Raw genomic sequence first — 13,121 nt, 5'->3', positions numbered from 1 at the left:
TCAGCCGAGAAAAACCGTCTCGAAGGCCTGCTTGCCCATCGGCGAAAAGATCACCGCGCGGCTGTCCTTTTCGCGCCGCGCCCATTTTTCCAAAAGGATCTTGTCGAGAATGGCCGCGCCCAGCGTGCCGGCCAGATGCGAGCGCCGCACGCTCCAGTCGAGGCAGGCCCGGCACACGGGTCGCCGCGCCTTGCTCTCGACATCGATGCCGATCTCGGCGAAGTGCGCGGCGGCTGACGGCCCAAGCCTGATCTCCTTATCATCGCGGATGAGGACTTTTTTGCCGACAAGACGATCCAGCATCGCCACTGCCTGTTCTCCGGCGAGGTGGTCGTAGCAAACCCGTGCCGCGCGCATGGCCGCATCACGCGGACCCGGCCGCACCCGTTGCGGCCCGACCGCGGCGGCGACACCGGTGATCGCCTCGATCATGCCCGCCACCAGCGGCCCGGCGAGGCCGTAGTAGCGATGCCGCCCCTGGCTTGCCAGCGTCAGCAGCCCTCCCTCCATCAGTTTCGACAGATGCGAGCTGGCAGTCGGCAGCGAAACGCCGGCCTCGAGCGCCAGTTCGCTCGCTGTCAGTGCCGTGCCGCCCATCAATGCAGTCAGCATGTTAGCCCGCGCCGGATCTCCGACCAGGCTGGCGATGCGGGCTATGTCCGGTCCTTCACGCATAGTTCGTCCTTCATCGAAGCATTGTCGTCAGATAACCACTATCCTCCGCCGAGATCAAGGAGACAACCATGACCGCAAGAACCGTTCCCCACACCGTGCTTGTCAGGCGCTTCGGCCGTCGGCCGTTTCCGTTCATTATCTTGCGCAGGTTGCATCTGCGGCTCCTGGCGCGGTGGTACGACCGCCATCTGCAGCGCCTCGACCTCGCCGAGATTGACGAGCACCTTTTGCGCGATGTTGGCCTGACGCCAGAAGACGTTCGCCGCGAATGCGCGAAGTCCTTCTGGCAAGCGTGACCACCGGAGAAAGTTGCCTAGCACATCGGTCCGCCGAACGTTTCGACCCCGCTCGAACTGTCGCCGCAACGAACCAAATTCAGCAAGGAGACAAAAGATGACCATCACCTGCTTCATCCGCTACGAGATCGACCCGTTCGGCAAGGCTGCATTCGAGGAATATGCCCGCAACTGGGGCCAGGCCATCCCGCGCTGCGGCGCCGATCTGATCGGCTACTTTGCGCCGCATGAAGGCTCGGCCACGACTGCCTATGCCGCCTACAACATCGACAGCCTGGCGGCTTACGAGGCCTACCGCATCAGGCTCGCCGCCGACCCGGTCGGCAGGGCGAATTACGAATTCGCCCGGCGTAAAAGATTCATCCTGAAGGAGGATCGGACGTTTCTGAAACTCGCGTCCGGGCCGCACGCACCGAGGCATGATCCCCAGAAGTTGCAGACTTTTCAGACCGAGATCATGCCTGAAGGAAAGGTGAAACTATGATCGCCGTCATCTTCGAAGTCGAGCCGGCAGCGGGCAAGCGCGACGCCTATATCGGCCTCGCCGCCGACCTGCGTCCGCTGCTCGACGGCATAGACGGGTTTCTCACCATCGAGCGCTTTCAGAGCCTCACCGACCCGAACCGCATCCTGTCGCTGTCGTTCTGGCGCGACGAGGAGGCGGTGAAGGCTTGGCGAAACACGGAGGAACATAGGCAGGCGCAGAAGGCCGGCCGTGGCGGCATCTTTGCCGGCTATCGTCTGCGCATCGCCCATGTCGTGCGCGACTACGGCCTGACCGAACGCGCCGAGGCGCCTGAGGACAGCCGGGCGGTGAATGGGTAGGGCTTTCTAAGCATTCCCGATCAGCACTCCAGCCGCAAACACCAGCGCGCCACCCAGCACCACCTGGAAGGCGGCGCGCCAGAATGGCGTCTGCATGTAACGGTTCTGCACAAAGGCGATCGCCCACAGCTCGAAGAACACCACCACGATCGCGAGAATTGTCGCGGTCCAGAAATACGGAATGAGGTAGGGCAAGGCGTGACCGAGACCGCCCAGCGCCGTCATGACGCCTGTGGTGATGCCGCGTTTAACCGGCGAGCCGCGCCCCGACAGCTTGCCGTCGTCGGAGGCGACCTCGGTGAAGCCCATCGAGATGCCGGCGCCGATCGAGGCGGCAAGCCCGACCAGGAAGGTCTGGAACGTGTCGTGCGTGGCGAAGGCGGCGGCGAAGATCGGCGCCAGCGTCGACACCGATCCGTCCATCAGCCCGGCCAGTCCCGGCTGCACATAGGTCAGGATGAACTGGCGCTGCTCGGCCGCGGCTTCCTCATCCTTCACCGCACCCGGCACATGCTCTTTCTCCAGCCGCTGCGCCAACGTCTCGTGGCCCTGTTCGGCGACCGCCAGATCGTCGAGCAGCTTTCGCGTCGAGGCATCGCTGGTGCGTTTCGCCGCCTCGACATAAAACAGATAGGCTTGCCGCTCCATCGTCTCAACCTGTTGGCGCACATGCTCGATGCCGAGCGGCCTGACCAGCCAGTCGGGCCTGCGCTCGTAATAGCCCTTCACATGCTCGCGCCGGATCAGCGGAATGCGTTCGCCGAAACGTTCGCGGTGAAGCTCAATCAGCGAGTCGCGATGGCCGTCCTCTTCCTCGGCCATCTCCTCGAACACTTTGGCCGAATGCGGAAAGCTACCCGCCAGCCCGTCGGCAAAGGCGCGGTAGATGCGCCCGTCATCCTCCTCGGAAGAAATGGCGAGCGCCAGGATCTCTTGCTCCGAGAGCGACTCGAAAGGACGGCGGCCAAAACCGAAAACACGAGAAAGCATGAGAAATACACCCTAGTTTAGAATAATTCTAAACTAGGGTTTGGTGCGCTCTTGGTCAATCGCGCCCGTCGGCCGGACGTTCAAAATCAGCGTCTCCGGGATTCTTCCGCCACCTCTTCTTCATTGGCGAATGTTCACCTATATAGCCGAACTTAAGCCAAGAGAAAGGAAACCGTAAATGCCGGCAAAATTGCCCACCCATGCATTTGACCCGAAACCCGTTCTCGACCTCATCGCCAGCATCGAGGGGGACCTGCAGCGCCTCAAAGGCTTGGTCGAGCAGCAGGTCGAAAAATTCGATCCGGCCAATCCGCACAACAAAGCACCCGACGGCAAGCTGACAGAGGAGGGCGTCGAGTGCTGCTACCGCATGTTCGACGAGGGCAAATCGCGCTATTCGGTTGCCCAGCAGATGAAGATCTCCTTCGCCGCCGCCACCCATCGTTTCAACACCTGGCGCAAGATGGGCGGCGCCAAACGGAAAAGGACGCTTTTGGGGTGAGAACCCGGTTCGCCGCAGGCGAATTGAAAGGTCCAGGGGACCTTTCAAAGGATTCGAACCGGGGAGCTGCCGCCGGCAGCGGCCCCCGGCTGAGGCAAATCAGCTGCCAGGCCGGGGCAATCGACAGCCATTCGTCGATTGAATCGACGAACGCCCGAAGCCATAGCGGAGGGCCGGAGCGGCCAGTTCGCCACAGGCCGCAGACCCCATGGCGGTCGCCATACTTTGGAGCCTCCCAAGCAGTCCATGCAGGCGCGAGGGCGTGGTGGCGCTGGTGATGCGCGGACTGACTTCGACGCGTTATCGGTTCAGACCTCGAGTTCGAGCGGCGAGGCTTTGAGGGATTTGAGCTTCAGCCTGCCGGGGTTCTGCTGTTTGGCCTCGGCGAGGAGAGCCTCGACCGCCTTCATATGAGCGATGTTCTTGTCGAGTTCGGTGGAGCGCGTGCCCTTCTTCGCAATGTAGGCGGCCTGCTGCTTGTCGAGATAGTGGGTGCTGCAGTTGAGCCATATGGTGAAGGGCTGGCCGGCTTCCGCGTTCGGGGAGAGCTTGTCGGCAACGCCCAGCCGGGAATCGAGCAGCACCTCGAGGACACGCAGGTCGGGGTTTTTGTCCTTGCCGTTGGCGCAGATCAGGTAGTGATCGGCGGTGATGCGCCTGGCGAAGGCGCGGTGCAGATTGTGCTCGGAACCGTGGTGCTGGAGCTTCAGCACGTCGACATGCAGCCCGGCGCCGTCGGCGAGGCGGCCGTGATGGGTGAGGCCGGCGAGGATATCGTCGGCATGGCCATCGCCGGTCATGATGACGCGGGTGACACCGCCGCTAGCCTTCGGCTCCTCGAGCAGCAGCATGAGCGAGGCGAGGTTGGGCTCGGTGACGTCCTTGCGGTGGCCCAGTTCGTCGTCGATGGACACGCCGAAGCCGGGCGGGATCGGACCGTCGTTTTCTTCCAGCCACTCCTCGAGGTCCCGCAGCGAGCCCGCCTTCTTGGGGTTGCTGAGCCAGTTCTTCCAGTATTTGCGGAGGACTTCGAGATCCTTCTCGAACGGGCCGATGACGCGGATGGCGAGGGAGCTGTTAGCCGCGAGGCTGATCACCTCGTGGCCGCGGACCATGGCGAGGAGCTTGCCGAACTCGCCATTGAGAGGGATGTTCAACTGGTCGGCGGCGATGCGGCGGGACACCTTGATCGCCTCGGGGATCGAGTTGGCGATGCTGCGGAAGGCGTCGGCGAGCCGAAGCAGTGACGGGTTGGCCGAACTGGACAGCGTGTTAGCGCGGGCGGCGAGGACAGTGCCGATCGCCTCGGACTCATCCACCATGAGCTTGAAGGCGTTGTGCCAGATACGCTTGACCCTGGGCGGTCTCCTGAACGGTGGCTTGCCGGAGGACTGGCCGCTGGCGTGCTTGTGGTCGAAAACGCGCCATTGCACTGTGTCCTCGAGCAGCTGCAGTACGCCGGCGATGTGATCCTGATCGACGTGCGAGACATAGACGAGGTCTAGTTGCTTGCCGGTGTCCTCGGCCCATTTGCCGAGATAGCCGCGCACCTCGGAGGCATAGGAGCCGGGCATACCGCCATCGGCGAGGATGGTGACGGAACCGGCCTCGATCAGCAGGCAATCGCCCTTGTCGGAGGGCAGCAGGGTGATTTTCATGATGCGGCCTCGGGCGGCGGGCGGCGGGTTGCAGGCTTCGCGGCACGGCGACTGGCGGGACGGCCCGGCGGGGCCGCGGCGGTGACGGTGGGAGCGGTAGCGGGCGGCGTGGTTTTCTTCAGCTCGGTACGGGCCAGCGCGTGGGAGGCTTCGGCGACGCAGGCGGCAGGAGAGATGACACCGAAGCCGAGGTCGTTCGTCCACTGGTAGGTGGCGCCGGGGAGGGGCCGGGCGGTGGCCTTAATGATGCCGAGGATCTGGGCAGCGGTGAGCGTCGGCTCGGCCGCCAGCATCAGGCCGATGACGCCGGCCACATAGGGGCTCGCCATGCTGGTGCCGGTCATTTCGATCCAGGGGTCATCCGGACCGCCGAAGCCGTTGGCCGCGACGATGCCGGTGCCGGGCGCAGTGATGTCGGGCTTCAGCCGGCCGTCACGGGTCGGACCCTGGCTCGAGGTGATGTGAGCGCGGCGCTTCAGTTCATCGAGATTGGCGACGGAGATGATGCGTTGGCCGCAGGCCAGGGCGCTGACCGAGGAGGTGTCGACATGCGAGGCCTCGGTGAAGAACGACGGCCAGAAGTAGCTGCCGTCGCCCAAGTCGGCCGGGTCGTCGCGCTCGATCCAAGCGTGGAAGGCGCCGTCGCGGATGACGAGGCCGTGCAGCCGGACTTGCCAGACGCCGGCGGGGATGCCGATGATCAGGTTGCTGCCGAAGAACGGCGTCAGGTAGGTGGCGATGTAGTTGGCGCCGTTGGTCGGGTGGTGCAACTCGTTGTAGACGCTGATCAGTGTGCGGTCGGGTAGCTGGTGGTTCTCGAGGAACTCACCGGGCTGGATCGGGCCGATCCAGTCGCCATCAGGCGGGCGGATGCTGATGGCGAGGCGATCCTGCGGCTCGTACCAGATCTCGAGCTCGTTCTCCGATGCATCCTTGATCTTGTCGCCGACGACCTGCCACTCGAGGATGTGGTCGAGGCCCTGGGCATCGATTTTGCCGCTCGCATGAATGCGGCCCATCATGTAGCCGAGATCGTCCGGAGCCTCGGGTCGTTCCTGGCCGGCGTTGCCGGCGGCAATGCAGATCGAACGGCCGGGCTCCGATAGCAACGCGTCGATCCAGCGGTCGAGGATGCTTGAACCGTCATGGGCGTGGCCGTTGGTCCCGAGGCTGATGTTGATCGAGATGGGGCGCTCACCGGCGAGATCGAGCAGGTAGTAGACGGCGTCGAGCAGGCAGGTGGAATCGTAGAACGACGTGCGCCGGTCGATTTCGTCTTCCGGCAGCGCGATCAGCACCGCGGCGATTTCGGCTGCGCTGCAGAGACCGCTATTGCCGGCGGCGATGGAGGCGACATGGGTGCCGTGCGAGCCCACCACCATCTGCGATTGCGGCTCGAGATCGTGCGGCGAGACGTGAATCTTGGCGGCGTCCGTCAGTGCGGTTTGCATGTCGGCGGCGGAGATCACCCGACCGCGCTTGAGGCCCTTGCGATTGCGGCCGACCTTGGCACCCTGATCCCAGATGCTGACGAAGCGCGATTTGCCGCCGACGAGGAAATCGGTATGGGCCCAGTCGAAGCCTTCGACATCGATGATGCCGATCAGCATGCCCTTGCCGTCGCCGAGTTGGGCCGGAGTGACGCCCGGGACCCGGCGGGCTGGAGCGGTGCCGCCGGCGCTGCCCTTGATCGGACGCGGCAGCTTCAGGGCATCGGCCGGTTCGATAAAGATGGTGCCGGCGTCGCGCGCGAGGTCGTACACTTCATCGAGGGTCATCCGGCGGGTCGCCATACCGCGCAAGGTCTGCTGGCCAGCCACCGGTGGCAGTGAATCGGTGGAGCGGACGAAAACGCTGACCTCGACGGCCGCCCGCTGCGCCTGCACGTCGACCCCGTGCTTCTTGGCGGTGCCGCTGACCGGGGCGTCCTCGGGTGCGATGGCGGTAGCGAGCGGTGGAGTGGAGGCCGCAAGCTCCTCGGTGGTCACGCGCAGCGCCGGCTGCACTTCAGATTTCGCGGAACTGACGTCTGCGTCACAATTTGCGAACATCCGCAATTTCGGATGCTGGTTCCGCAGCACAACGTTCTGCCAACTGTCACTCATCGCATCCGCCCTGTCGAATATTTTGAGGACGACAGACTCTTCTGAGACGGAGGATGTCAGTTAATATTGTCACAAGCAACAGAGTGGCGTGTATTTATCGTTGTAGTTGCAACTCGCGTACAGAACAGCGGGTTACTGGTAGGCGCAGATCAATAACATCCATCATGAATCACAAGTGAGGTTCATGATGGCGCCGCTGACTGCGCGTGCGGGGGTGGCGAAGGCGGCGGCCTTGGCGAGTTCGGCGTGCGGCCGGGTAGGCACTGGACCGGGCCTCATGACGCGCTTCAACCACATTGCGCGCCAAGCACTTCTTGCCCCGCCACAAACCATGTGCGCCGCCACGATGTTGTCAGAGTGGCCGGCTGCCGATGAGCACGCCCCCTTCCTGCCCAAAGGCGAATTGTAACGGTCACATTTTTACAGTGGTGCGCGGCCTGGTTTTCCGTGCACCATGGGCGATCTCATTCTGCAGGACCTCCCCATGACCACCCCTCCCGGCATCGCCGATATCCGCGCCGCAGCATTGCGATTGTCCGGCTTGATTGTCGAAACGCCGCTGATCGAATCGCCGGAGCTGAACAAGCGCTTCGGTGCCAGGATCCTGTTCAAGCCGGAGACGCTGCAGCGCACCGGCTCTTTCAAGTTCCGCGGCGCCTATAACAAACTGTCGTCGCTGAGCGACGAGGAGCGCAGCCGTGGTGTCGTCGCCTTTTCGTCGGGCAATCACGCGCAAGGCGTCGCCGCGTCGGCGGCGATGTTCGGCGTCAAGGCGGTCATCGCCATGCCCACCGATGCGCCGGCGATGAAGGTCGGCAAAGTCAGGAAAATGGGTGCGGAAGTGGTGCCGTTCGATCGTTTCCGCGATGACCGCATGACGGTGGTTCGCCCGTACGTGGAAAGGGGCATGATCCTGGTCCCGCCATTCGACGATCCCGCCATAATCGCCGGCCAGGGCACGATCGGCCTCGAACTGATGGCGCAGGCGAAAGCGCTCGGGGTGAGCCTCGACGCCGTCGTCATTCCCTGCGGCGGCGGCGGCTTGAGCAGCGGCATCTCCATTGCGGTCAAGGATGCCTCGCCGGGCACGGCCGTCTGGGCGGTGGAGCCCGAGCATTTCGACGACACCTGTCGCTCACTGGCCAAAGGTGCCCGGGTTTCGATCGAACCCGGCCACACTTCGATCTGCGACGCGCTCCTCACCACCGAGCCGGGCGCGATCACCTTCGAGATCAACCGCAGGAATCTCGCCGGCGGCATTGCCGTTTCCGACAGTGCCGCGGCACAGGCGATGCGCGACGCCATGGCCCATCTCAAGCTGGTGGTCGAGCCCGGCGGCAGCGTCGGGCTGGCCGCGCTGTCATCGGGCGAGATCGAGCTATCAGCCAAATGCGTCGCCGTGGTGCTGTCCGGCGGCAATGTCGATTTCAGCACCTATGCTGAGATCATGGCGTCGGCATAGGGTGGAAAGCGGTTCCGGCTTCGCTCCGATGCCAAGCGTCATAGCGCTCCTGCGCGTCCAGTCGAACCATTCAAGGACTGACATGCAATGAAGCTGTACTTCAGCCGCAATCCCAATCCCCGCCTCGCGGTCGCGGTAGCGCGCTATAAGGTCGAGTTTGAATTCGCCTCCCCCTTCGCTCCCGGGCAGGCTGAGCGATATCGCCTGCTAAATCCAAATCTTTCACTGCCCATACTCGTAGGCTCGGGAAAAAGCCTCTGGGAGGCCGATGCCATAGCCTGCCGGCTTTCACGCGACGCGCATTCGGATCTCTGGCGCACCGGCGACGATGAACCCGAGATGATCCGATGGCTCAGTTGGGGTAAGGAGAACTTCGCCAGAGCTTGCGACGTCGTGCATTTCGAACGCGGGACCAAACAGCGGTTTGGGCTCGGCCCGATTGATCAGCACCGGGTTGAAGAGGGGCTGAGAGACTTCCGCACGGCCGCTGCAACACTTGAGGCCGAGCTTTCCGAGCGAGTATGGCTGGTCGAAGATTCGGTTTCCTATGCCGACTTTCGAATGGCGACGTTTCTGCCCTTCAACGATGTCGCCAGATTGCCGCTCGACGATTATCCTTCTGTCAGCCGCTGGTATCGTCAGTTTGAAGAAATCGACGCCTGGCGCAATCCTTTCCAAGGACTGGACGCGCCTGAATTGCCGCCGGTCCCGGGTTAGGCCAGACCCGCATAAATCTCGACCCGAATGATCATGCATCCAAGTGAGCTGAGCTGCTGTTCACGTCGGAACTCCGCACTCCACCCATCTCGGCCATTTGCGTAGGCTGCTTGAGCTGGACTAGTCCAGAGTGCGGCGGAACCGCACCAGCGCCACGCCGGCAAATAGCGCCACGAACACGACGAGCCAGCCGATTTCGGTTGCGACCGCCGGCAGGTCGGCGCCTTTCAGCATCACCGCGCGGATGATGCGAAGGAAATGCGTCAGCGGCAGAATCTCGCCGAAGATCTGCGCCCAGCCAGGCATGCCGCGATAGGGGAACATGAAGCCCGACAAAAGGATCGACGGCAGGAAGAAGAAGAAGGTGAGCTGCAGTGCCTGCATCTGCGTGCGCGCCATCGTCGAGATGGTGTAGCCGAGCAGCACCAGCGCCAGCACGAAGACCAGAACCGCCGATAGCAGCAGTGACAACGACCCGGTGAAGGGAACGCCAAACAGCAGCTTGGCCGCCGCCAGCACCACCACCACTTGAACGGCGCCGACCACCAGATAGGGCAGCACCTTGCCCAGCATGATCTCGAGCGGGCTGGAGGGCATCGCCAGAAGATTCTCCATCGTGCCGCGCTCGGTCTCGCGTGTCAGCGCGATCGAGGTCATCATCACCATCGTCATCTGCAGGATGACGCCAAGCAGGCCGGGCACGATGTTGTATTGCGAGATGCCTTCCGGATTGTAGCGCCGGTGGACCACCACTTCGAGTTGGCCCCGGGCAGCCTCGGCGGCTGTCTGCTGCATGCCGCGTGCTCGGAGCAGCGCCTGGTTGGCGACGGTGCCGAGCGTCGAGATGGCGCCGCTGGCGGCGGCCGGGTCGGTCGCGTCCGCTTCGATCAGAATCTGCGGCTGGTCGCCGCGCTCGACCCGCCGCGCAAAATCGGCGGGGATGGTGACGACGAAGGCGACGTCGCCACGCGCCATCAGGAATTCCGCCTCGGCGGCACTTTGCGCGACACGGTCGAACCTGTAATAGCCGGTGGTCTGCAGCGCCGAAACCATGGCCCGCGTGTAAGGATCGCTGCTCGTCGCCACCAGGGCTGCCGGCAGGCTCTTCGGATCGTTGTTGATGGCATAGCCAAACAGCACGAGCTGCATCAGCGGCACGCCCAGCATCATGGCGAAGGTGATGCGGTCGCGCCGCATCTGGATGAACTCCTTGGTCAGCAGCGCGCCGAGCCTGGCGAAGGAAAAGACGCTGTTTATCCCGTTTCTCATCCCATGTTGTCCTTCGAGCCGGACATGAACTGGATGAACACATCCTCCAGGCTGGTCTCGCCCGGCGTCACCGTGACGCCCTTGTGCTCTTTCTCGACATCGGCGAGCGCTGCCTGAAGCGTGCTCTTGTCGGAGCCGACAACGTGCAGCGTCGCACCGAACGGCGCCACCTGGTCGACGCCGGGGCGATCGCTGAGTGCGGCAGCAACCTGGTCAAGCCGCGGACCCTGCACGACGAAGGTCGTCAGCCCGGCATTCCTGACCACCTCGTCGACCGTGCCGGTGGCCAGCATCTTGCCGTAGGAGATGTAGCTGATGCGGTGGCAGCGCTCGGCCTCGTCCATGTAATGCGTGGAGACCAGCACGGTCAGCCCCCCGCTGGCCAGCCGATGGATCTCGTCCCAGAATTCACGCCGCGCCTTCGGGTCGACGCCCGCCGTCGGCTCATCGAGCAACAGCAATCTGGGGTTGTGCATGATGCAGGCGGCCAGTGCCAGCCGCTGCTTCCAGCCACCGGACAGCGTGCCGGCCAACTGGTCCTTGCGCGAGGTGAGGCCAAGATCTTCCAGAGTCCTGCCGACATGCTCGTCGAGCGGCTTCAACCCATAGAGCCGCGCCACGAATTCAAGGTTCTCGGCGATGGTCAAATCCTCGTAGAACGAGAATTTCTGCGTCATGTAGCCGACTTCGCGCTTGATCCTCAGACTGTCGGTGCGAATATCGAAGCCGAGCACCGTGCCTTCGCCCTCGTCCGGCGTCAGCAGGCCGCACATGATGCGGATGGTCGTCGTCTTGCCCGAGCCGTTCGGGCCGAGGAAGCCGACGATCTCGCCTTCAGCCACCGTCATCGTCACATGGTCTACGACGGTCTTGTCACCAAAACGCTTGACCAAGCCATGGACATCGATGGCGTTCATTTGCCGATATCTCCCAGATCGACATCGACGATCTGCCCCGGTTGCAGCGCGCTGGCATCGCCCTCCGGCCGTGCCTCGACCAGATAGACCAGCTTCTGCCGGGTCTCGAGTGAGTAGATCACCGGTGGCGTGAATTCCGGATCCGGCGACACGTAGCTGACGCGAGCCTTCACGTCCGGCCCGCAGCCGTCGCAATGAACATTGAGCAGCGTGCCGACTTTCACCGACGAGAACGCACTTTCCGGCACATAGACGCTGAGCTTCACGGCGCCGTCCGGCAGTATCGAAATGACCGGCGCGGTCGGGCCGGCCGTGTCGCCCGGATTGCGGATCACGTCGTTGACGCGACCGGGCGACGGCGCCGCCAGTACGCGCTTCGACAGCCGCCAGCGCGCTTGCTCCAGCGTCGATTGCGCTTGGCTGACCTGATTCTCGGCCGCCTTGATCGTTTCGGGCCGTGCCGGCAGGCCGCCGACGGCGAGATTGGCTTCCGCCTGGCCGACCTGCGCATTGGCTGTCTCCAGCGTGGCCGAGGCGGTGTCAAAATCGGCCTGCGTGCCGGTGCCGCGTTTGAACAGGTCGCTGGCGCGGGTGTATCTGCGTTTGGCGTCTGCGGCCTGCGCCTTGGCCATGTCGACCTGCGCCTTGAGCACCTCAATCTCTTCCGGCCGTTTGCCGACCTGCAGGTCGGCAAGTTGCGCCTGGGCCTGGGCAAGGGCCGCCTCGGCTTGCGCGACAGCTATTCTTGCGTCGGCGCTTTCCAGCGTCACCACTGGCGTGCCCGGCACGACACGGTCGCCGCGCTTGACCGAAATCGTCTCCACCTGCGCCACCTCGATCGGCGCGAGCAGCACATAGTCGCCCTCGACATAGCCGACGGCGAGCGGCGCCGCCGGTGCGCAGGCGCTGAAAAGCAGGGCGGCGAGCGGCAGAGAGCAGAGGAAACTCATGACCTACGATCCTTCCGGGCGGCCAATATGGCCCCTAGGTTATCCGTCACCGCCGCCGCGATCTTGGTGGCCTCGGCGTCGCCGATCGCGCGCCAGCCCATGCGGCGCATCACCGCCTCGCGACCGATGCGGAAATAGACGACCTGGCCGATCAGCGTGAACACGGTGAGTCGGGTAGCCTCGCTTTCGGCCGGCTCGCCCGTCGCCTGCTCCCAAATCAGGCAGAGCCGGCGATGCGTCGGCTCGAACACGCCGTCATAGATGCGGTCGAGTGCCGCCGTCGGATGCGAAAGTTCACGCAGGACGAACTGCACGATCTCACCGGCCTCCGGCCTTGCCACGATGAAGGCCACCATCCGCTCCAATGCGGTGAACAGTTGTGCCCGCGCCGCTTCGGGGTCGCCCGCTTCTGAAGCGCTCGGCGCCTGCAGATTGCCGATCGCCTGGCCGGCAATGGTCTGGATGGTGTCGACGATATAATCGGCCGCTGCCGCGCGAAGCCCTTCCTTGCCGCCGAAATGATAGGCGATCGAGCCGATATTGGCCTTGGCCTCAGCCGCGATCTCCCGCGTCGATGTGCCGTCGAAACCCTGGCGTCCGAACAACTTCAGCGCCGCGCGGACAAGTGCCGCGCGCGTCATGTCGGCGGGAGATGCCTCGCGACGCAGGATTTTGGCGTTTGTTGGCTTACTCATAACGGACAATTTAATCAATCGAATGATTAATGTCAACTCGCCTATGTCCATCTTGCCATC

At 63.7% G+C, this 13,121-nt stretch carries 14 protein-coding genes; 6 read left to right on the top strand and 8 right to left on the bottom strand.

Annotated elements, in window-relative coordinates; genetic code table 11:
• Positions 1 to 675 carry a winged helix-turn-helix domain-containing protein gene (locus EN807_RS04240; protein ID WP_135934007.1) on the bottom strand — a complete coding sequence of 225 codons (675 nt, stop codon included), beginning with the start codon at positions 673 to 675 and terminating at the stop codon, positions 1 to 3.
• Positions 676 to 743: 68 nt separating this feature from the next.
• Between EN807_RS04240 and EN807_RS04235 the strand changes: the two genes are divergently transcribed.
• From EN807_RS04235 to EN807_RS04225, 3 genes are all read left to right on the top strand, one after another.
• The gene (locus EN807_RS04235) at positions 744 to 971 is read left to right on the top strand and encodes a DUF1127 domain-containing protein (protein WP_135934006.1); all 228 of its coding nucleotides are present in this window, start codon (positions 744 to 746) and stop codon (positions 969 to 971) included.
• Between the two features lie 97 nt (positions 972 to 1,068).
• Complete coding sequence (locus EN807_RS04230; protein WP_135934005.1) at positions 1,069 to 1,455, top strand: NIPSNAP family protein; 387 nt, start codon at positions 1,069 to 1,071, stop codon at positions 1,453 to 1,455.
• Positions 1,452 to 1,796, top strand: a complete 345-nt coding sequence (locus EN807_RS04225; protein ID WP_135934004.1) for an antibiotic biosynthesis monooxygenase — start codon at positions 1,452 to 1,454, stop codon at positions 1,794 to 1,796. The genes EN807_RS04230 and EN807_RS04225 overlap by 4 nt, the downstream gene beginning before the upstream one ends.
• Positions 1,797 to 1,802: 6 nt before the next feature.
• Here the strand turns inward: EN807_RS04225 and mbfA are convergent, their stop codons facing one another.
• Entirely contained in the window at positions 1,803 to 2,786 is a 984-nt protein-coding gene (mbfA, locus tag EN807_RS04220) for an iron exporter MbfA (RefSeq protein ID WP_135934003.1), read from the bottom strand.
• A gap of 178 nt (positions 2,787 to 2,964) precedes the next feature.
• On the opposite strand from mbfA, the gene EN807_RS04215 reads away from it, so the two are divergent.
• On the top strand, positions 2,965 to 3,288 hold the full coding sequence (locus EN807_RS04215; RefSeq protein ID WP_029347916.1) for a hypothetical protein: 324 nt from the start codon (positions 2,965 to 2,967) through the stop codon (positions 3,286 to 3,288).
• 308 nt (positions 3,289 to 3,596) lie between these two features.
• Here the strand turns inward: EN807_RS04215 and EN807_RS04210 are convergent, their stop codons facing one another.
• Both EN807_RS04210 and EN807_RS04205 read right to left on the bottom strand, forming a co-directional pair.
• The gene (locus EN807_RS04210; protein ID WP_135934002.1) at positions 3,597 to 4,946 is read right to left on the bottom strand and encodes an MBL fold metallo-hydrolase; all 1,350 of its coding nucleotides are present in this window, start codon (positions 4,944 to 4,946) and stop codon (positions 3,597 to 3,599) included.
• On the bottom strand, positions 4,943 to 7,051 hold the full coding sequence (locus EN807_RS04205) for a S8 family serine peptidase (RefSeq protein WP_135934001.1): 2,109 nt from the start codon (positions 7,049 to 7,051) through the stop codon (positions 4,943 to 4,945). Before EN807_RS04205 ends, EN807_RS04210 begins: the two co-directional genes overlap by 4 nt.
• 484 nt (positions 7,052 to 7,535) lie before the next feature.
• Here EN807_RS04205 and EN807_RS04200 point away from each other — a divergent pair, with 484 nt between their 5' ends.
• Both EN807_RS04200 and EN807_RS04195 read left to right on the top strand, forming a co-directional pair.
• Positions 7,536 to 8,513 carry a threonine/serine dehydratase gene (locus EN807_RS04200; protein WP_135934000.1) on the top strand — a complete coding sequence of 326 codons (978 nt, stop codon included), beginning with the start codon at positions 7,536 to 7,538 and terminating at the stop codon, positions 8,511 to 8,513.
• An 87-nt stretch (positions 8,514 to 8,600) separates the two neighbouring features.
• Entirely contained in the window at positions 8,601 to 9,230 is a 630-nt protein-coding gene (locus EN807_RS04195; protein ID WP_135933999.1) for a glutathione S-transferase family protein, read from the top strand.
• 120 nt (positions 9,231 to 9,350) lie between these two features.
• On the opposite strand, the gene EN807_RS04190 is transcribed toward EN807_RS04195, so the two are convergent.
• The 4 genes from EN807_RS04190 to EN807_RS04175 are packed head-to-tail and all read right to left on the bottom strand — an operon-like array spanning position 9,351 to position 13,061.
• A complete protein-coding gene (locus EN807_RS04190; RefSeq protein WP_135935779.1) occupies positions 9,351 to 10,487 on the bottom strand; it encodes an ABC transporter permease in 1,137 nt (378 codons plus the stop codon).
• 8 nt (positions 10,488 to 10,495) lie between these two features.
• Positions 10,496 to 11,416: an ABC transporter ATP-binding protein gene (locus EN807_RS04185; RefSeq protein ID WP_135933998.1), complete on the bottom strand. Its 921-nt coding sequence runs from the start codon at positions 11,414 to 11,416 to the stop codon at positions 10,496 to 10,498.
• Entirely contained in the window at positions 11,413 to 12,366 is a 954-nt protein-coding gene (locus EN807_RS04180; RefSeq protein ID WP_135933997.1) for an HlyD family efflux transporter periplasmic adaptor subunit, read from the bottom strand. The genes EN807_RS04185 and EN807_RS04180 overlap by 4 nt, the downstream gene beginning before the upstream one ends.
• Positions 12,363 to 13,061, bottom strand: a complete 699-nt coding sequence (locus EN807_RS04175) for a CerR family C-terminal domain-containing protein (protein WP_135933996.1) — start codon at positions 13,059 to 13,061, stop codon at positions 12,363 to 12,365. Before EN807_RS04175 ends, EN807_RS04180 begins: the two co-directional genes overlap by 4 nt.
• Between the last annotated feature and the right edge of the window lie 60 nt (positions 13,062 to 13,121).

This window comes from Mesorhizobium sp. M5C.F.Ca.ET.164.01.1.1 (assembly GCF_004792125.1).
Classification (GTDB): domain Bacteria; phylum Pseudomonadota; class Alphaproteobacteria; order Rhizobiales; family Rhizobiaceae; genus Mesorhizobium; species Mesorhizobium wenxiniae.
The sequence above is the reverse complement of the archived record's forward strand: the minus strand, read 5'-3'. Positions and strand labels throughout refer to the sequence as shown.

Coding starts and splice junctions, on each gene's coding strand:
- EN807_RS04240 (WP_135934007.1), bottom strand. CDS start 675: ATGCGTGAAGGACCGGACATAGCCCGCATCGCCAGCCTGGTCGGAGAT.
- EN807_RS04235 (WP_135934006.1), top strand. CDS start 744: ATGACCGCAAGAACCGTTCCCCACACCGTGCTTGTCAGGCGCTTCGGC.
- EN807_RS04230 (WP_135934005.1), top strand. CDS start 1,069: ATGACCATCACCTGCTTCATCCGCTACGAGATCGACCCGTTCGGCAAG.
- EN807_RS04225 (WP_135934004.1), top strand. CDS start 1,452: ATGATCGCCGTCATCTTCGAAGTCGAGCCGGCAGCGGGCAAGCGCGAC.
- mbfA (WP_135934003.1), bottom strand. CDS start 2,786: ATGCTTTCTCGTGTTTTCGGTTTTGGCCGCCGTCCTTTCGAGTCGCTC.
- EN807_RS04215 (WP_029347916.1), top strand. CDS start 2,965: ATGCCGGCAAAATTGCCCACCCATGCATTTGACCCGAAACCCGTTCTC.
- EN807_RS04210 (WP_135934002.1), bottom strand. CDS start 4,946: ATGAAAATCACCCTGCTGCCCTCCGACAAGGGCGATTGCCTGCTGATC.
- EN807_RS04205 (WP_135934001.1), bottom strand. CDS start 7,051: ATGAGTGACAGTTGGCAGAACGTTGTGCTGCGGAACCAGCATCCGAAA.
- EN807_RS04200 (WP_135934000.1), top strand. CDS start 7,536: ATGACCACCCCTCCCGGCATCGCCGATATCCGCGCCGCAGCATTGCGA.
- EN807_RS04195 (WP_135933999.1), top strand. CDS start 8,601: ATGAAGCTGTACTTCAGCCGCAATCCCAATCCCCGCCTCGCGGTCGCG.
- EN807_RS04185 (WP_135933998.1), bottom strand. CDS start 11,416: ATGAACGCCATCGATGTCCATGGCTTGGTCAAGCGTTTTGGTGACAAG.
- EN807_RS04180 (WP_135933997.1), bottom strand. CDS start 12,366: ATGAGTTTCCTCTGCTCTCTGCCGCTCGCCGCCCTGCTTTTCAGCGCC.
- EN807_RS04175 (WP_135933996.1), bottom strand. CDS start 13,061: ATGAGTAAGCCAACAAACGCCAAAATCCTGCGTCGCGAGGCATCTCCC.